The following is a 16,694-nucleotide window of genomic DNA, read 5'->3' as shown; positions in this document are numbered from 1 at the left end:
CCGCGGAAGGCCTGGGTTCATTATCACCAAGCAATTCACCGCGTAAATACGCCAAATGGTGGCAGGCGCTTCCCCGGCGTCGCAGTTTTGCGACATCCGGCGGCAAAAACTCAGGCGCGGCTGCCGAAAATCGCCGACCCGACGCGTACCGACGTCGCGCCGAAGCCGATCGCGGTCTCGTAGTCGCCGGACATGCCCATGGAGAGTTTCGCAATGCCGGCCTCGCGCGCGATCTTGCGCAGAAGCGCGAAATGCGGCCCCGGATTCTCGTCCGCCGGCGGAATGCACATCAGGCCCTCGATCGCCAGTTTGTGGACGTCGCGGCAGCGCTTGACGAAGGCGACGGCCTGTTCCGGCTCTATTCCCGCCTTCTGCGGCTCCTTGCCGGTATTCACCTGCACATAGAGCCGCGGAAATCTGTTCTGCCTCGCCATTTCGGCAGCGAGCACGGCGGCGATCTTTTCGCGGTCGACCGTCTCGATCACGTCGAACAGGGCAACTGCCTCGGCCGCCTTGTTGGATTGCAGCGGGCCGATGAGATGGAGCTCGATATCCTCATAATCGCTGCGCAGTCCGGGCCATTTCGACTGCGCCTCCTGGACGCGGTTCTCGCCGAAAATTCGCTGCCCGGCCTCGAGGACAGGGCGGATCTCGTCGGCGGCGAAGGTCTTCGACACGGCAACCAGCGTCACCCGATCATCGCCCCTGTCCGCCTGCGCGACAGCCGCATCGATGGCGGAGCGAACGGAAAAAAGTTGTTCAACAGCGGTCGACATGGCAGCTTCTCATCCTATTTATCCGTTTGGAGCGGATTTTCGCCCGCTCGCTCAATATCCGGTGGTTGACCCTATCGCCAATACGTGGTGAAGGTCCGCCAACACATTCCTTTCCTTTGCAAGAGAATCCCGTTCATGGCAACCGAACGTTACAATCCGCGTGTAGCCGAGAAGCACTGGCAGAAGGCATGGCAGGACGCCAAGCTCTTCGAGACCAGCAATGACGACCCGCGCGATCCCTATTACGTGCTGGAAATGTTTCCCTATCCCTCCGGCCGCATCCATATGGGCCATGTGCGCAATTATGCCCTCGGCGATGTCGTTGCCCGCTACAAGCGTGCCAAGGGTTTCAATGTCCTGCACCCGATGGGGTGGGATGCCTTCGGCATGCCGGCGGAGAATGCCGCCATGCAGAACAAGGTCCACCCCAAGCAGTGGACGTACCAGAACATCGAATCCATGCGCAGCCAGCTCAAGTCCATGGGGTTGTCGCTGGACTGGTCGCGCGAATTCGCCACCTGCGACGTCGAATATTACCACCGCCAGCAGATGCTTTTCCTCGACTTCGTGGAAAAAGGGCTGGTGACGCGCAAATCCTCGAAGGTCAACTGGGACCCCGAGGACATGACGGTGCTTGCCAACGAGCAGGTGATCGATGGCCGCGGCTGGCGCTCGGGAGCGCTGGTGGAGCAGCGCGAGCTGACGCAATGGTTTTTCCGCATCACCGATTTCAGCGACGAACTGCTGGAAGCGCTGGATGGCCTCGAGCAATGGCCGGACAAGGTGCGCCTGATGCAGCGCAACTGGATCGGCAAGTCCGAGGGCATGCTGATCCGCTGGGCGCTGGATAGCGCATCGGCCAAGGATGGCACCAGCGAGATCGAGGTCTATACGACGAGGCCGGACACGCTGTTCGGCGCGTCGTTCCTGGCGATCGCGGCCGATCACCCCCTGGCGAAGAAGGCGGCAGAGACCAACGACGCCCTGGCGCAGTTCAACGAGGAATGCCGGCGCGCGGGAACGTCCGTCGCGGCGCTGGAAACCGCCGAGAAGAAGGGTTTCGACACCGGCCTCCGCGTCGTGCATCCGCTGGACGACAGCTGGTCGCTGCCGGTCTATGTCGCCAATTTCGTGTTGATGGAATATGGCACCGGTGCCATTTTCGGCTGCCCCTCCGGCGACCAGCGCGACCTCGATTTCGCCAATAAATACGGCCTGCCGGTGGTTCCGGTGGTGATGCCGAAGGAGGCGGATGCCGCGACGTTCCACATTACCGATACGGCCTATGTCGACGACGGCGTGATGATCAATTCGCGCTTCCTCGACGGCATGATGCCGGCGGAGGCATTCGAGGCGGTGGCGGAACGCCTGGAGAAGCAGTCCATCGATGGCCGCCCGCAAGGCGAGCGCAAGGTGAACTTCCGCCTGCGCGACTGGGGCATCTCGCGCCAGCGCTATTGGGGCTGCCCGATCCCGATGATCCATTGCGACGATTGCGGCGTCGTGCCGGTGCCGAAGGCCGACCTGCCGGTCAAGCTGCCGGACGATGTCGAGTTCGACCGCCCCGGCAATCCGCTCGACAGGCACCCGACCTGGCGCAACGTGCCCTGCCCGAATTGCGGCAAGCCCGCACGCCGCGAGACGGACACGATGGATACGTTCGTGGATTCGTCCTGGTATTTCGCCCGCTTCACGGCTCCCTGGGAAAACGATCCCACCGACCCGCGTGCCGCCAATCACTGGCTGCCGGTCGACCAGTATATCGGCGGCATCGAACACGCGATCCTGCATCTGCTCTATTCGCGCTTCTTCACCCGGGCGATGAAGATCGCCGGGCATCTCGATGTCAGCGAGCCGTTCAAGGGCCTGTTCACGCAGGGCATGGTCGTGCACGAAACCTACCGGCACGATGGCGCCTGGGTCACGCCGGCCGAAGTCCGCCTCGAGGAGATCGACGGCAAGCGCCGCGCCGTGCTGATTTCGTCGGGCGACGAGGTCGAGATCGGCGCCATCGAAAAGATGTCGAAGTCGAAGAAGAACGTCGTCGATCCGGATGACATCATCGCATCCTACGGCGCCGATACGGCGCGCTGGTTCGTGCTGTCGGATTCTCCGCCCGAACGCGACGTGATCTGGACCGAGGCCGGCGCCGAGGGCGCGCATCGCTTCGTCCAGCGCGTATGGCGCCTGATCTCGGAGGCGGCGGATGCGCTGCGCTCGGTCGAGCCCGTGGCGGCCAGCGAAGGCGAGGCGCTGCAGGTTTCGAAAGCCGCGCACAAGGCGGTCAAGCTCGTCGGCGAGGATATCGAGAAGCTGGGCTTCAACAAGGCCGTGGCCCGCCTCTATGAGCTCGTCAACCTGCTCTCCGGCCCGTTGCAGAAGATCGCCGCCGGCGAGGCGGACCCGGCGCTGATCGGCGCCTGCCGCGAGGCGACCTCCATGCTGGTGACGATGATCGCTCCGATGATGCCGCATCTGGCGGAGGAATGCTGGAAGGTTCTCGGCGGCGAGGGCTTCGTCGCCCAGCAGCCCTGGCCGGCCCATAGGGAAGAGCTGATCGTCGAGAACGACATCACGCTGCCCGTGCAGATCAATGGCAAGAAGCGCGGGGATTTGACAATTGCCCGCGATGCGGATCAATTGACCGTCGAGAAGGCTGCCCTGGCTCTGGATTTCGTCCAGGCTGCACTCAACGGCAATCCACCGAAGAAAGTCATCATCGTACCGCAGAGGATCGTCAATGTCGTTGCCTGATTACCGGTCGCGGGTCCTGTCCGCAAAGCGCTTCCTGTCCCTTGGCGTCGTCGGACTGTCGCTGATCGCGGCCGGCTGCCAGGTGCGCCCGCTCTATTCGGAGGCGGCGCCGGCGATCGGCAGCGGCGTCGGCGCAAGCGGCAGCGTGCGTTCCAAGCTCAGCACCGTGGCGATCAACCAGCCCGGCGACCGCGTTACGCAGGAAGTGCGCAACCATCTGATCTTCCTCTTCGCCGGAGGCGCCGGCCAGCCGGCAAGCCCGGCCTACAATCTGCAGATGGTCGTATATGCGCGCGATCTTTCGCTGGCGCTCGTCCAGAACGCCATCAACGACAAGTCGGGCCAGCCGACCGCCGGTTCGATCCGCATGACCGGCAATTACGTGCTGACGCGCGTTTCGGACGGGCAGGTGGTGGGCAGGGGTACGCGCATCGTCACGGCCGATTACGACGCGCCGCGCCAGCGTTTCGCCGTTGTCAGGGCACAGCGCGACGCAAACAACCGCGCTGCCCGCGAACTGGCCGAAGCGCTCAATCTGAGCGTCGCCCAGGATCTCGCCAAGTTCTGATCGCCGGCGGGAGGGGCGGCGGCTCTTCCCGTTCCGGCCCAATGAAAAGGGCGCCCGCTGCGATGCAACGGGCGCCCTTTTTTCGACTTCGGATCGGGTCAGGCGATGGACTGGCCGGTCTTCGCCCAATCGGCGAGGAACGATTCCAGACCCTTGTCCGTCAGCGGGTGCTTGACGAGCGCGCGCAGCGTTGCCGGCGGTACCGTTGCGACGTCGGCGCCGATGAGCGCTGCTTCCTTCACATGGTTGACGGTACGGATCGAGGCGGCGAGAATCTCCGTCTTGAAATCGTAATTGTCGTAGATCGTACGGATTTCGGAGATCAGCTCCATGCCGTTGACACCCATGTCGTCGATGCGGCCGATGAACGGCGAAATGAACGTCGCGCCGGCCTTTGCCGCCAGCAGGGCCTGCGGGGCCGAGAAGCAGAGGGTGACGTTGGTCTTGTGGCCGTCGGAGGTGAGGGCCTTGCAGGCCTTCAGCCCGTCCAGCGTCAGCGGCAGCTTGATGCAGATATTGTCTGCAATCTTGGCCAGAACCGCGGCTTCCTTCATCATCTGATCATATTCCGTCGCCGTGACTTCGGCCGAAACGGGGCCCTTCACGATGTCACAAATCTCCTTCGTGACTTCCAGGATGCTGCGGCCCGATTTCAGGATCAGCGAAGGATTCGTGGTAACGCCGTCGAGCAGGCCGAGGTCGTTGAGCTCGCGGATGTCCTTGACATCGGCAGTGTCGACAAAAAACTTCATCGTAGCAGTCCTTCCTAGTATGACAGGTGGCCTATGACGAGAGACGTGGGGCGTCTCCCGAAAATTGGCTTTTCTTTAGCGGAAAGCTGCGCCAAGGTCACGCATATATGACCGAGGATTCGTCCATTCCGCAAAAAATAGTTCCAGTGCTCGTGCCTTTGCCGGCCGAGCGTCCATATAGTTATGTCGTGCCGGCGGGGATGGACGTCAAGGCGGGCTCCATCGTTCGTGTGCCGCTGGGGCCGCGCGAGGTGGCGGGCATCGTCACGGAAGGCGGCACCGACAAGGTCGATGCCAAGAAACTGCGGCCGATATCCGCATTGTTCGATTGCCCGCCGGTGGATGCCGGCATGCTGCGCTTCATGCAATGGGCGGCGGACTACACCATTTCGCCGCCTGGAATGGTGGCGCGCATGGTGCTGCGCGTGCCGGCGGCCTTCGATCCTGAACCGCCCGTGCCCGGCTTGCGCTTCGCGGGCGGCAGCCCGGACCGCATCACCGGTGCGCGGTCGCGCGTGTTGGAGATGGCGGCGGAAGGCATGGCCTGGACGCGCACCGGCCTCGCCCACGCCGCCGGCGTCTCGGCGACGGTGGTGGACGGCCTCGTCGCGCAGGGGCTATTCGAAACGGTGATGATACCGCCGCGCCCGGTCGTGGCGACGCCCGATCCGGCCTATGCCGAGCCGACCCTGACCTTCGACCAGGCGCAGGCGGCCGAAAAGCTCGTCGAAGCCGTTGCGGCGGGCGGTTTCTCCGTGTCGCTGCTCGACGGCGTGACCGGATCGGGCAAGACGGAAGTCTATTTCGAGGCCATAGCCAAGGCGGTGGAGCAGGGCAGGCAGGTGCTCATCCTCCTGCCGGAAATCGCGCTCACGCAGCAGTTCCTGGACCGGTTCCACGACCGTTTCGGCTCGCGGCCGGCGGAGTGGCATTCGGAACTTGCGCCCCGAATGCGCGAGCGTGTGTGGCGGCAGGTCATGGAGGGCCAGGTGCGCGTCGTCGCGGGTGCGCGCTCGGCGCTGTTCCTGCCATTCAGCGAACTCGGGCTCGTCGTCGTCGACGAGGAGCACGATCCTGCCTACAAGCAGGAGGACCGCGTGTTCTACAATGCGCGCGACATGGCGGTGGTGCGCGGCCATATCGGCCAGTTCCCGGTCATTCTCGCCTCGGCGACGCCGTCGATCGAAAGCCAGGTCAACGCCAACCAGGGCCGCTACAGCCGGATAAGGCTCAGCGGCCGCTATGCCGAGGCGGCGATGCCCGACCTGAAGACGATCGACATGCGCCGGTCGCCGCCGCGCCCGGGCGGGTTCCTCTCGCCGGCACTGGTGGAGTCGGTCGAGGCGACGCTGAAGCGCGGCGAGCAATCGCTGCTGTTCCTCAACCGGCGCGGCTATGCGCCATTGACCCTTTGCCGCGTCTGCGGGCACCGGTTCCAATGCCCCAGCTGTTCGAGCTGGCTGGTGGAGCATCGCTTCCGCGGGCAACTCGTCTGCCATCAATGCGGACATCACGAAGCGCGGCCGGAAGCCTGCCCGTCCTGCGGCACGCTCGATCATCTCGTCGCCTGCGGCCCGGGCGTCGAGCGCATCGCCGAGGAAGCCGAGAAATCCTTTCCCGAGGCGCGCATCATCGTCCTTTCGTCGGACCTGATGGGGGTCAAGCGATTGCGGTTGGAACTCGATGCCATTGCCCGGGGCGATGCCGATATCGTCATCGGCACGCAGCTCGTCGCCAAGGGGCACAATTTCCCCAACATGACGCTGGTGGGCGTGGTCGATGCCGATCTCGGACTTGCCAATGGCGACCCGCGCGCGGCGGAGCGCACGTTTCAATTGCTCAACCAGGTCACCGGCCGCGCTGGCCGTACCGGCAAGAAGAGCCTCGGCCTGCTCCAGACCTACCAGCCGGACCATCCCGTCATGCGGGCCATCGTCTCCGGCGATGCGAAGACGTTCTACGAGCGGGAGATCGAGGAGCGCGAGCGTTCCGGCCTGCCGCCCTATGGCCGGCTTGCGGCGCTGATCATATCGGCGCCGACGCGGCAGGAGGCGGAGAGCCACGCCCGCGCGCTGCGCCGCGCCGCCCCCGCTTCGCCGCAGATCGCGGTGCTGGGCCCGGCGGAGGCGCCGCTCGCGCTCATCAGGGGGCGCCACCGGTTCAGGCTGCTCGTCCATGCGGACCGCAAGGCGGATATCCAGGGTTTCATCCGGGCCATGCTGCAGGCCGGGCCAAAAGAGCGTGGATCATTGCGTGTCCAAGTTGATGTCGATCCGCAAAACTTTCTATAAGCAAGTAGCAGGAACTCAGTCGGGGGACGAATATCATGGAACTCTATTGGCCATCGAGCCAGGGCGAATGGCTGGCCTTCCTGTCGGCGGCGGTGACGGTGCTGCTCGGCCTGTTCGCTTTTCTTGCGCCGCGCCTCGCCATGCGCGCCCTGCGGCTGCAGACGGTGCCCGCCCATCCGGAGGCGGTGGCGGCGCTGCGCGGACCGCTCGCCGGGTTCTATGTCGGGCTCGGTTTCAGCGCCCTGATATTCGCGCAGCCCTTCCTCTGGATCGCCCTCGGCGTCGCCTGGGCCTTCACCGTGTTCGGCAGGCTGATCTCGATGATGTCGGATCGCGGCAACACCCTTTATAACTGGGTCTACGTGATCCTGGAACTCGCGCTTGCAGCGGGGCCGCTGCTCTTCGCTTTCGGTTTCGTGGCGTAACGCCGTCACATTCCTGAATCGTTCGCTCATATTACGCAGGTTGCGGCAATGCGCACCGCCATTTTCGGGGATTCGCTTGTTGCGAGTCCAGTGTTCCTATGCTAGACGGCATTCAAATCTCGTCGGGGGCGGCTCTTGAGTTATGTTCTTGGCGGAAAAATAATCAATAACGCCAAAGATTTGACCGTTTCTATCCTTCGGTTTGCAGATTTTTGGCTCCAACACAGAGAGCTTGTCGTTCGTGGCAGAAACTTCGTCGCTCATTTCCGGTGTTGCCCAGCGTTATGCAGGCTCGTTGTTCGACCTCGCGCTGGAGGCAAAATCCATCCCGCAAGTGGAAAAGGATCTCGGCAGGTTCGAGGCTCTTGTCGATGGCAGCGCCGAATTGAAGCGTCTCATTGCCAGCCCGGTATTCTCATCCGGTGATCAGGTGAAGGCGGTCTCCGCCATCCTCACCAAGGCCGGCATCGGCGGCCTCGTCGGCAATTTCCTGCGCGTGGTCGCGCAAAATCGCCGCCTGTTCGCAGTGCCGGCAATGATCCGGTCTTTCCGTCAAATCGCAGTCGCGCATCGCGGCGAAGTTGCCGCCGACGTCATTTCGGCGCATGCACTCACCGCTGCGCAGCAGACAGAACTGAAGGCGGCGCTCAAGGGCGTGGCCGGCAAGGACGTGACAATCAATGTCACTGTTGATCCGTCGATTCTCGGTGGTCTCATCGTCAAGTTGGGTTCCCGCCAGATCGACACTTCACTTCGCACAAAACTTTCTTCGCTTAAGCTTGCACTGAAAGAGGTCGGCTGATGGACATCCGCGCCGCGGAAATTTCCGCAATCCTGAAAGAGCAAATCAAGAACTTCGGCCAGGAGGCGGAAGTCTCCGAGGTCGGGCAGGTTCTGTCCGTCGGTGACGGTATCGCTCGCGTATATGGTCTGGACAATGTTCAGGCCGGTGAAATGGTCGAGTTCCCGGGTGGTACCCGCGGCATGGCTCTCAACCTCGAGAGCGACAATGTCGGCGTGGTTATCTTCGGCTCCGACCGTGACATCAAGGAAGGCGACACGGTCAAGCGCACCGGCGCCATCGTCGACGTCCCCGTCGGCAAGGAGCTGCTCGGCCGCGTTGTCGACGCCCTCGGCAATCCGATCGACGGCAAGGGCCCGATCAAGGCAACCCAGCGTTCGCGCGTCGACGTCAAGGCTCCCGGCATCATCCCGCGCAAGTCGGTGCACGAGCCGATGTCGACCGGCCTCAAGGCCATCGACGCCCTGATCCCGGTCGGCCGTGGACAGCGCGAGCTCGTGATCGGCGATCGCCAGACCGGCAAGACCGCCATCATCCTCGACACGTTCCTCAACCAGAAGCCGGCCCATGATGCCGGCAACGAGAACGACAAGCTGTATTGCGTCTATGTCGCCATCGGCCAGAAGCGTTCGACGGTTGCCCAGTTCGTGAAGATCCTCGAAGAGCGCGGCGCCCTCGAATATTCGATCGTCATTGCCGCGACCGCTTCCGATCCTGCTCCGATGCAGTATCTGGCGCCATTCGCCGGCTGCGCGATGGGCGAGTATTTCCGCGACAATGGCATGCACGCGCTGATCGCCTATGACGATCTTTCCAAGCAGGCCGTTGCCTATCGCCAGATGTCGCTGCTGCTGCGCCGCCCGCCGGGCCGTGAAGCCTATCCCGGCGACGTGTTCTATCTGCATTCCCGTCTGCTGGAGCGCTCTGCAAAGCTCAACGACGAAAATGGCGCAGGTTCGCTGACGGCGCTGCCGGTCATCGAGACCCAGGCCAACGACGTTTCCGCCTATATTCCGACCAACGTGATTTCGATCACCGACGGCCAGATCTTCCTCGAGACGAACCTGTTCTACCAGGGTATCCGTCCGGCCGTTAACGTCGGCCTGTCGGTTTCCCGCGTCGGTTCCTCGGCGCAGATCAAGGCGATGAAGCAGGTTGCCGGTTCGATCAAGGGTGAGCTTTCGCAGTATCGCGAAATGGCGGCCTTTGCCCAGTTCGGTTCCGATCTCGATGCCTCGACGCAGCGCCTGCTCAATCGCGGTGCGCGTCTGACCGAGCTGCTGAAGCAGCCGCAGTTCTCGCCGCTGAAGACGGAAGAGCAGGTCGCGGTGATTTTCGCCGGTGTCAACGGCTATCTCGACAAGCTGGCCGTCAGCGACGTGGGCAAGTTCGAGCAGGGCCTGCTGACCTGGCTGCGCACGGAGAGCAAGGATGTTCTCCAGGCGATCGCCAAGGACAAGCAGATCAGCGACGACACCAAGGGCAAGCTCAAGGCGGCAATCGACGCCTTTGCCAAGTCCTTCGCTTAACCACTGACGGGATGAACGGATGCCTTCGTTAAAGGATCTGAGAAACCGGATCGCCTCGGTCAAGGCGACGCAGAAGATCACCAAGGCGATGCAGATGGTCGCCGCGGCGAAGCTGCGTCGTGCCCAGGAAGCTGCGGAAGCCGCACGCCCCTATTCGCAGCGCATGGCTGCGGTTCTGGCGAACATCGCTTCCAATGTGGATGGTGACGATGCGCCCGCACTGATGAGCGGAACCGGCAGGGACGATGTGCATCTGCTCGTCGTCTGCACGTCCGAACGCGGCCTTTGCGGCGGTTTCAACGCGCAGATTGCGCGTCTGGCCCGCGAACATGCGCGCCGGCTGCTCGCCGATGGCAAGACGGTGAAGATCATCACCGTCGGCAAGAAGGGCGCCGACATACTGCGCCGCGATCTCGGCAAGCACATCATCGATCACGTCAATCTGCGTGAGGTAAAGCAGGTCGGCTTCACCAATGCGGATGAGATCGGACGCAAGATTATCGGTTTGTACAATGAAGGCGCCTTCGATGTCGCGACATTGTTCTACTCCGAGTTCAAGTCGGTCATTTCCCAGATACCGACCGCCCAGCAGCTCATACCGGCGAACTCCATCAACGATGCCGAGCCGGAAACAGCGGGCGATGCAGTTTATGAATATGAGCCGGATCCGGCTGCCATTCTCGGCGATCTGATCCCGCGCAATATTTCCGTCCAGGTTTTCCGCGCTCTCCTTGAAAACGCGGCATCGGAACAGGGTGCGCGCATGTCCGCCATGGACAACGCAACCCGCAATGCCGGTGACATGATCAGCAAGCTGACAATGTCGTACAACCGCCAGCGTCAGGCCCAGATCACCAAAGAACTGATTGAAATCATTTCGGGCGCGGAAGCGCTCTAATCGCGAAGGTAAGGATCGATGGCAAAAGCAGCGACCCCGAAAACACCCGCAGCCGCAACGGCTGCAGCAGCCAAGCCCGCAAAGGCAGCTGCGCCCAAGGCGGCGGCCGCCAAGACCGAAGCCGCTGCAAAGCCGGTCAAGGCTGCCGCGAAGACTGCGCCCAAGGCTGCAGCGAAGCCGGCCGCCAAAACGACTGCCGCCAAGACGACGGCTGCTCCAAAGGCAACGTTGAAGGCCAATGGCGTCTCCGGCCGTATCAGCCAGGTCATCGGCGCTGTTGTCGACGTGACCTTCGATGGCGGTGTTCTGCCGAAGATCCTCAACGCTCTGGAAACCGACAATCTCGGCAACCGCCTGGTTCTCGAGGTCGCGCAGCATCTCGGCGAGAACACGGTCCGCACCATCGCCATGGACTCGACCGAAGGTCTGGTTCGCGGCCAGGTCGTTTATGATACGGGCTCCGCGATCATGGTTCCGGTCGGACCGGAAACGCTCGGCCGCATCATGAACGTTATCGGTGAGCCGGTTGACGAAGCCGGCCCGATCAAGACGACATTGACCCGCGCGATCCACCAGCCTGCTCCGGAATATGTAGAGCAGTCGACGGAAGCGCAGATCCTGGTAACCGGCATCAAGGTTATCGATCTTCTCGCACCCTATGCACGCGGCGGCAAGATCGGCCTGTTCGGCGGTGCCGGCGTCGGCAAGACCGTTCTGATCATGGAACTGATCAACAACGTCGCCAAGGCGCATGGTGGTTACTCGGTGTTCGCGGGTGTCGGTGAACGTACGCGCGAAGGCAATGACCTCTATCACGAGATGATCGAGTCCGGCGTGAACAAGGAAGGCGGCGGCGAAGGCTCCAAAGCCGCACTCGTCTACGGCCAGATGAACGAGCCGCCAGGTGCCCGTGCCCGCGTCGCCCTGTCGGGCCTGACGGTTGCGGAACACTTCCGCGATGAAGGCCAGGACGTTCTGTTCTTCGTCGACAATATTTTCCGCTTCACCCAGGCGGGTTCGGAATTGTCGGCATTGCTTGGCCGTATTCCTTCGGCCGTGGGCTATCAGCCGACGCTCGCAACGGACATGGGCGCGATGCAGGAACGCATCACCACGACCCACAAGGGTTCGATCACTTCGGTCCAGGCCATTTACGTGCCCGCCGACGATTTGACCGACCCGGCGCCAGCGACCTCGTTCGCCCATCTTGACGCCACGACCAACCTGAACCGTGCCATTTCCGAGAAGGGTATTTACCCGGCTGTGGATCCGCTCGACTCCACCTCGCGCATGCTCGATCCGATCATCGTCGGCGAAGAGCACTACCAAGTTGCGCGTCAGGTCCAGTCGATCCTGCAGCGCTACAAGTCGCTCCAGGACATCATCGCCATCCTTGGCATGGACGAGCTGTCGGAAGAAGACAAGATTGCCGTGGCGCGTGCCCGCAAGATCGAGCGCTTCCTGTCGCAGCCGTTCTTCGTTGCCGAAATCTTCACCGGTTCGCCGGGCAAGCTGGTCGATCTCGCCGATACGATCAAGGGCTTCAAGGGCCTTTGCAACGGCGATTACGATCACCTGCCGGAAGCCGCCTTCTACATGGTCGGCTCGATCGACGAAGCCATCGAGAAGGCACAGCGTCTGGCTGCCGAAGCGGCCTGATGAGGTTTCGATAGCGGCTGATGTTTTCAGCCGCTATCCGCTGCCGAATTGCAATTCCAGGTCAGGTTTCACCGCCTGCTCCCGGAACTGCCTGAATTGATCAGGTTACGATCACAGGAACTGAGTGAATATCATGGCTGAAGCCTTCAAGTTCGAACTCGTATCGCCAGAACGCCTGCTGCTTTCCGCGCAGGTTTCCGAAGTCGTGATTCCGGGTACGGAAGGTTACATGACGGTGCTCGCCCATCACGCTCCGCTGATGGCGACGGTCAAGCCGGGCGTCGTTTCGGTCACGACCGCCGATGGCAAGCCGGATAATTACGTCGTGTTTGGCGGCTTCGTCGACATCACGCCGGATGGTTGCACCTTGCTGGCGGAATCGGCGGTACATGTCACCGATATAAAGGCTGACGAATTGCAGCGGCGTATCCAGGATGCCCGCGAGGATTTCGAGGACGCGACGACGCGTGAGGCCAAGGCCAGAGCCGAAGACCTTCTCGGCCAGCTGATGACCTTGCAGGAAGCGATCAAGACAGCCTGATCGCGCGGCGCATATCCAATTGGAAAAGCAGGCTCCAGGCCTGCTTTTTTGTTGTTCGGATGGCCGCTTCCATCGGCCATTCTCCCTGTGACCTCATGCAACCAGATGGCGGAATGCGGCCACGACCTCCTCATAGACCTTGCGCTTGAACGGCACGATCAGGTTCGGGAGCTCGGCCATCGGCTTCCACTCCCAGGAGTCGAATTCGGCGGTGTGGCCGCCGGGCGGCGGGTTGATTGCAATCTCGCTCTCGTCGCCCTCGAAGCGGTAGGCGAACCATTTCTGTGTCTGGCCGCGATATTTGCCCTTCAGCGCCACGCCGACGAGCTGCGGCGGCAGGTCGTAATTGATCCAGTCCGGCGCTTCGGCGAGCAGCTTGACCGAGCGCATCCCGGTTTCTTCGTAAAGTTCGCGCAGCGCGGCGGGTTCCGGCTCTTCGCCGGGGTCGATACCGCCTTGCGGCATCTGCCAAAGCTGCGTCGCACCGTCCATCTCGTCGTTCGGAATGATGATGCGGTGTCCCGCCCAGACCAGCCCATCCCGGTTGAGCACCATTATCCCGACGCAGGGGCGATAGGGCAGAGATGCGGGGTCAACCATCTTGGCTCTCTTGTTCATCATGCACTCCGGATCTGGCTAGTCTTTTCTCAAAGGTGCGGCAAGCGCGGAAAGCAGCCGGCCGTGCCGCCCGAATGCTGCCGGCCCGGGCGGGCGGCACATCGAGGAAGTTTGAAACCGGACGGCTGTCGTGAAAAGGGCCGGATGATGATCCGGCCCTCTGGTCTCAGTTGGGAACGCCTTTTTTCGGATCGGCAGGGAAGGCCGCGTTGGCCTGTTCGCCGCGCAGAAGCTTCATTGCCTGGATCAGCTGCAGGTCGTCCTTGGCCTCCGGCGGCACATAGGCGATGGAGCCGGAACCTTCCGCATCTTCCTCCGCGCCCTTGATATGGCCCTTGAGGCTCGATTCGCTGATGGCTTCGGCCTTGCCCTTCAACTCGTCGGGCAGCGGCTGTTCCACGGTGATGTCGGGCACGATGCCCTTGCCCTGGATCGACTTGCCGGCCGGCGTGTAATAGAGCGCCGTGGTCAGGCGCAGCGCACCATTCTCGCCAAGCGGGATGATGGTCTGCACCGAGCCCTTGCCGAACGAGCGCGTGCCGAGCACGGTGCCGCGACGGTGGTCCTGCAACGCACCGGCCACGATCTCCGAGGCACTGGCGGACCCGCCATTGATCAGCACGATCAGCGGCTTGCCCTTGGTCAGGTCGCCGGCGCGCGCATCGAAGCGCGTGATGTCGTTCGGGTCGCGGCCACGGGTCGAAACCACTTCGCCCTTGTCGAGGAACGCATCGGAGACGTCCACGGCCTGATCGAGCAGGCCACCCGGATTGAGCCGGAGATCGAGCACGAAGCCTTTCAGCTTGTCCTCGGGGATCTTGCTCTGGATGTCCTTGATCGCGCTCTGCAGATCGTCGGAGGTCTTTTCGGTGAAGGAGATGACACGGACATAGCCGATATCGTTCTCGACGCGGTATTTCACCGCCTTCACCTTGACGACGTCGCGCACGATTGTCAGCGTGATCGGCTTGTCGGCGCCCTTGCGGATCAGCGTGAGCTCGATCGGGGTATTCACCTCGCCGCGCATCTTGTCCACCGCGTCGGTCAGGGTCATGCCGCGAACCTCGACGCCGTCGATCTTGGAAATGTAGTCGCCCGAGAGCACGCCGGCCTTGGAAGCGGGCGTATCGTCGATCGGCGCGATGACCTTGACGAGTTCGTTTTCCATGGTGACTTCGATGCCGAGGCCGCCAAATTCGCCCTTCGTCTGCACGCGCATGTCCTGCGCCTGTTCCGCATTCATGTAGGACGAATGCGGATCGAGCGAGGTGAGCATGCCGTTGATGGCGTTTTCGACCAGCTTCTTGTCGTCGGGCGGCGTGACGTACTGGGCTCGCACGCGCTCGAAGATATCACCAAAAATTGAAAGCTGCTTGTAGGTATCGGTGCCCGCAGCTTCCGCGGCGGTGGTGGGCAAAGCACCCTGCACGACGACCATAGCCGTCGCGCCCAGCAGCGCTCCAGCCAAGAGAAGCGACAGTCTACGTATCATTTGCGGTCCTTCCAGCAAGCCTATCCGCCCACCAGGGAGCGGGATTAATGGGTTTTGTATCCTTTCGGAACTCAATGTAAAGCATTGGAGCTCCATTTCTAATTGGAACAGGCGTGCTGCTGGCGATAAGTTGCTCGTTCATCACACCCACCGGTTCTCCCGCCAGTACAAACTGATTCTGCGAGACATTGATCTTAGCCATGCCCGACAAAACGACATGATACCCGTTCCCGGCATCAAGTATCAAGAGTTGTCCATAGGAGCGGAATGCGCCAGCATAAAGGACAACCGCGTCCACGGGCGCTGTAATCGTGGCTCCGGCACCGGTTTCCAGCGTATCTCCCTGGACGGTGCCGCCAAATCCGTCATCATCACCGAAGTGCCGGACCAGCTTGCCGGCCGCGGGAAAGGCGAGCCTGCCGCGCAGCGAGGCGAAATTCACCTGCGACGACAGCCGCTTCTGGTTGGAGGCGAATTCGTCGGCGCGCTTCTGGCTCGCGGCAAGCCGCTCCTGCTCCTGCGCGCTGGCTTCGCTCGCGGCGCGTTCCACCTCGCGCATTTCCTTTTCAATCGAGGCGATGAGGTCCTTCAGCGAATTGGCGCGCCGCGCCAGATCCTCCACCCGCTTCTGCTCGGCCAGGCGGGTTTCCTCCGAACTCTCCTGCAGCTTCTTCTTCTCGGCCAGCAGGAGGTCGAGCTTCTTCCGCTCCTCCGCCTGCCCGGCCAATGCCTGCGTCAGCCGCACCTGTTCCTCCGAAATCGAGGTCTTCACCCGGGTCAGTTCGCGCAGGTCGGCAAGCAGTGTCTCGGTCTCATGCCGCATTTCAGGGACGACCGCGCCAAGCAGCACCGCGCTGCGGACCGATGACAGCGCGTCGTCCGGGCGGACGAGCAGGGCCGGCGGCGGGTTCAGTCCCATGCGCTGGAGCGCGGCAAGCACCTCGGCCAGCGCGCCGCGCCGCTGCCGCAGCGACAGCCTCAGCCCGTCTTCCCGCTCGCGCAGCCCGGTCAGCTTGTCCTGGAAGCCGGCAATATCCTCGCTCATCTTCTTCTCGGTCTTTGCCGATTGAATGAGCGCGGCGGTGAGCGTTGTCTGGTCCTTGCGAAGCCCGGCGATCTCCTGATCGAGCTGCGCCAGCTTTTCCGACGAAACCGACATGGCGTTCGTCAGGTCCTGCAATTCCTTCTGGGTTTCCGCCTTCTTCGCTTCCGCGGGCAGCGTGGCCTGTGCGGGTGGCGGGGGTGGTGCGGGTGTCTGGGCCTGGACGGGCGCGGCGCAAAGCAGGCACAGAAGGGCAATTGCAAGCCGCCGCGAGCCGTGGCCCGCCAAGGGGATCGCCTGATATCGCCTGAAAACCATCACCTGTCCGGACTATGCAAATCGATACGGAGCCTATTCGGCTTCCACTAACGAACCATTAACCATAAGCGGTCCGTTTGGACAGTAGCGTTCTGGGTAAGCGAGATGGCCAAATTGCGGCGGGGCCGTTTGTCGGTTGGGCTGCAGTGACCAGCGTCAGCGGTGGGGAGCGCAGGAGTCATGAGGGTAGAGTGGATTAAATACGGAAAATCCGCACCACGCCCGCGCA

At 62.5% G+C, this 16,694-nt stretch carries 14 protein-coding genes; 9 read left to right on the top strand and 5 right to left on the bottom strand.

Annotation, left to right across the window (positions count from 1 at the left end; translation table 11 throughout):
* Positions 1–110: 110 nt before the first annotated feature.
* Entirely contained in the window at positions 111–776 is a 666-nt protein-coding gene (locus tag OSJ75_RS05930) for a YggS family pyridoxal phosphate-dependent enzyme (RefSeq protein ID WP_267227239.1), read from the bottom strand.
* A gap of 135 nt (positions 777–911) precedes the next feature.
* Between OSJ75_RS05930 and leuS the strand changes: the two genes are divergently transcribed.
* Positions 912–3,530 (top strand): leucine--tRNA ligase, encoded by a 2,619-nt coding sequence (gene leuS, locus OSJ75_RS05925; RefSeq protein ID WP_267227238.1) that lies wholly within the window; start codon positions 912–914, stop codon positions 3,528–3,530.
* The gene (gene lptE, locus OSJ75_RS05920; protein ID WP_267227237.1) at positions 3,517–4,098 is read left to right on the top strand and encodes an LPS assembly lipoprotein LptE; all 582 of its coding nucleotides are present in this window, start codon (positions 3,517–3,519) and stop codon (positions 4,096–4,098) included. The genes leuS and lptE overlap by 14 nt, the downstream gene beginning before the upstream one ends.
* A 98-nt stretch (positions 4,099–4,196) precedes the next feature.
* Here the strand turns inward: lptE and fsa are convergent, their stop codons facing one another.
* The gene (gene fsa / locus OSJ75_RS05915) at positions 4,197–4,850 is read right to left on the bottom strand and encodes a fructose-6-phosphate aldolase (RefSeq protein ID WP_250016794.1); all 654 of its coding nucleotides are present in this window, start codon (positions 4,848–4,850) and stop codon (positions 4,197–4,199) included.
* Positions 4,851–4,957: 107 nt separating this feature from the next.
* Here fsa and OSJ75_RS05910 point away from each other — a divergent pair, with 107 nt between their 5' ends.
* From OSJ75_RS05910 to OSJ75_RS05880, 7 genes are all read left to right on the top strand, one after another.
* Positions 4,958–7,141, top strand: a complete 2,184-nt coding sequence (locus OSJ75_RS05910) for a primosomal protein N' (protein ID WP_267227236.1) — start codon at positions 4,958–4,960, stop codon at positions 7,139–7,141.
* A gap of 35 nt (positions 7,142–7,176) precedes the next feature.
* Positions 7,177–7,566 carry a DUF4345 family protein gene (locus OSJ75_RS05905; RefSeq protein ID WP_267227235.1) on the top strand — a complete coding sequence of 130 codons (390 nt, stop codon included), beginning with the start codon at positions 7,177–7,179 and terminating at the stop codon, positions 7,564–7,566.
* A 241-nt stretch (positions 7,567–7,807) separates the two neighbouring features.
* The gene (locus tag OSJ75_RS05900) at positions 7,808–8,368 is read left to right on the top strand and encodes a F0F1 ATP synthase subunit delta (protein WP_250016801.1); all 561 of its coding nucleotides are present in this window, start codon (positions 7,808–7,810) and stop codon (positions 8,366–8,368) included.
* Positions 8,368–9,897, top strand: a complete 1,530-nt coding sequence (gene atpA, locus OSJ75_RS05895) for a F0F1 ATP synthase subunit alpha (RefSeq protein WP_250016803.1) — start codon at positions 8,368–8,370, stop codon at positions 9,895–9,897. Before OSJ75_RS05900 ends, atpA begins: the two co-directional genes overlap by 1 nt.
* A 19-nt stretch (positions 9,898–9,916) precedes the next feature.
* A complete protein-coding gene (locus OSJ75_RS05890) occupies positions 9,917–10,795 on the top strand; it encodes a F0F1 ATP synthase subunit gamma (RefSeq protein ID WP_250016806.1) in 879 nt (292 codons plus the stop codon).
* Between the two features lie 18 nt (positions 10,796–10,813).
* Complete coding sequence (gene atpD, locus OSJ75_RS05885; RefSeq protein WP_267227234.1) at positions 10,814–12,454, top strand: F0F1 ATP synthase subunit beta; 1,641 nt, start codon at positions 10,814–10,816, stop codon at positions 12,452–12,454.
* Between the two features lie 133 nt (positions 12,455–12,587).
* Positions 12,588–12,995 carry a F0F1 ATP synthase subunit epsilon gene (locus OSJ75_RS05880; protein WP_267227233.1) on the top strand — a complete coding sequence of 136 codons (408 nt, stop codon included), beginning with the start codon at positions 12,588–12,590 and terminating at the stop codon, positions 12,993–12,995.
* A gap of 93 nt (positions 12,996–13,088) precedes the next feature.
* On the opposite strand, the gene OSJ75_RS05875 is transcribed toward OSJ75_RS05880, so the two are convergent.
* From OSJ75_RS05875 to OSJ75_RS05865, 3 genes are all read right to left on the bottom strand, one after another.
* Positions 13,089–13,613 (bottom strand): RNA pyrophosphohydrolase, encoded by a 525-nt coding sequence (locus OSJ75_RS05875; protein ID WP_267227232.1) that lies wholly within the window; start codon positions 13,611–13,613, stop codon positions 13,089–13,091.
* A gap of 166 nt (positions 13,614–13,779) precedes the next feature.
* Positions 13,780–15,105, bottom strand: coding sequence for a S41 family peptidase (locus OSJ75_RS05870; protein WP_250016815.1), 1,326 nt, complete (start codon positions 15,103–15,105; stop codon positions 13,780–13,782).
* Positions 15,095–16,465 carry a murein hydrolase activator EnvC family protein gene (locus tag OSJ75_RS05865; protein ID WP_267227231.1) on the bottom strand — a complete coding sequence of 457 codons (1,371 nt, stop codon included), beginning with the start codon at positions 16,463–16,465 and terminating at the stop codon, positions 15,095–15,097. Before OSJ75_RS05865 ends, OSJ75_RS05870 begins: the two co-directional genes overlap by 11 nt.
* Positions 16,466–16,694 lie beyond the last annotated feature (229 nt).

This window comes from Phyllobacterium sp. 0TCS1.6A (assembly GCF_026420825.1).
Classification (GTDB): Bacteria; Pseudomonadota; Alphaproteobacteria; order Rhizobiales; family Rhizobiaceae; genus Phyllobacterium.
Note: the sequence above shows the minus strand (reverse complement) of the source record. Positions and strands in the feature narration are given on the sequence as shown.

What these genes read in the sequence shown, in the direction of transcription:
- OSJ75_RS05930 (WP_267227239.1), bottom strand. Translation starts at nt 776, where the DNA reads ATGTCGACCGCTGTTGAACAACTTTTTTCCGTTCGCTCCGCCATCGAT.
- leuS (WP_267227238.1), top strand. Translation starts at nt 912, where the DNA reads ATGGCAACCGAACGTTACAATCCGCGTGTAGCCGAGAAGCACTGGCAG.
- lptE (WP_267227237.1), top strand. Translation starts at nt 3,517, where the DNA reads ATGTCGTTGCCTGATTACCGGTCGCGGGTCCTGTCCGCAAAGCGCTTC.
- fsa (WP_250016794.1), bottom strand. Translation starts at nt 4,850, where the DNA reads ATGAAGTTTTTTGTCGACACTGCCGATGTCAAGGACATCCGCGAGCTC.
- OSJ75_RS05910 (WP_267227236.1), top strand. Translation starts at nt 4,958, where the DNA reads ATGACCGAGGATTCGTCCATTCCGCAAAAAATAGTTCCAGTGCTCGTG.
- OSJ75_RS05905 (WP_267227235.1), top strand. Translation starts at nt 7,177, where the DNA reads ATGGAACTCTATTGGCCATCGAGCCAGGGCGAATGGCTGGCCTTCCTG.
- atpA (WP_250016803.1), top strand. Translation starts at nt 8,368, where the DNA reads ATGGACATCCGCGCCGCGGAAATTTCCGCAATCCTGAAAGAGCAAATC.
- OSJ75_RS05890 (WP_250016806.1), top strand. Translation starts at nt 9,917, where the DNA reads ATGCCTTCGTTAAAGGATCTGAGAAACCGGATCGCCTCGGTCAAGGCG.
- atpD (WP_267227234.1), top strand. Translation starts at nt 10,814, where the DNA reads ATGGCAAAAGCAGCGACCCCGAAAACACCCGCAGCCGCAACGGCTGCA.
- OSJ75_RS05880 (WP_267227233.1), top strand. Translation starts at nt 12,588, where the DNA reads ATGGCTGAAGCCTTCAAGTTCGAACTCGTATCGCCAGAACGCCTGCTG.
- OSJ75_RS05875 (WP_267227232.1), bottom strand. Translation starts at nt 13,613, where the DNA reads ATGAACAAGAGAGCCAAGATGGTTGACCCCGCATCTCTGCCCTATCGC.
- OSJ75_RS05870 (WP_250016815.1), bottom strand. Translation starts at nt 15,105, where the DNA reads ATGATACGTAGACTGTCGCTTCTCTTGGCTGGAGCGCTGCTGGGCGCG.
- OSJ75_RS05865 (WP_267227231.1), bottom strand. Translation starts at nt 16,465, where the DNA reads ATGGTTTTCAGGCGATATCAGGCGATCCCCTTGGCGGGCCACGGCTCG.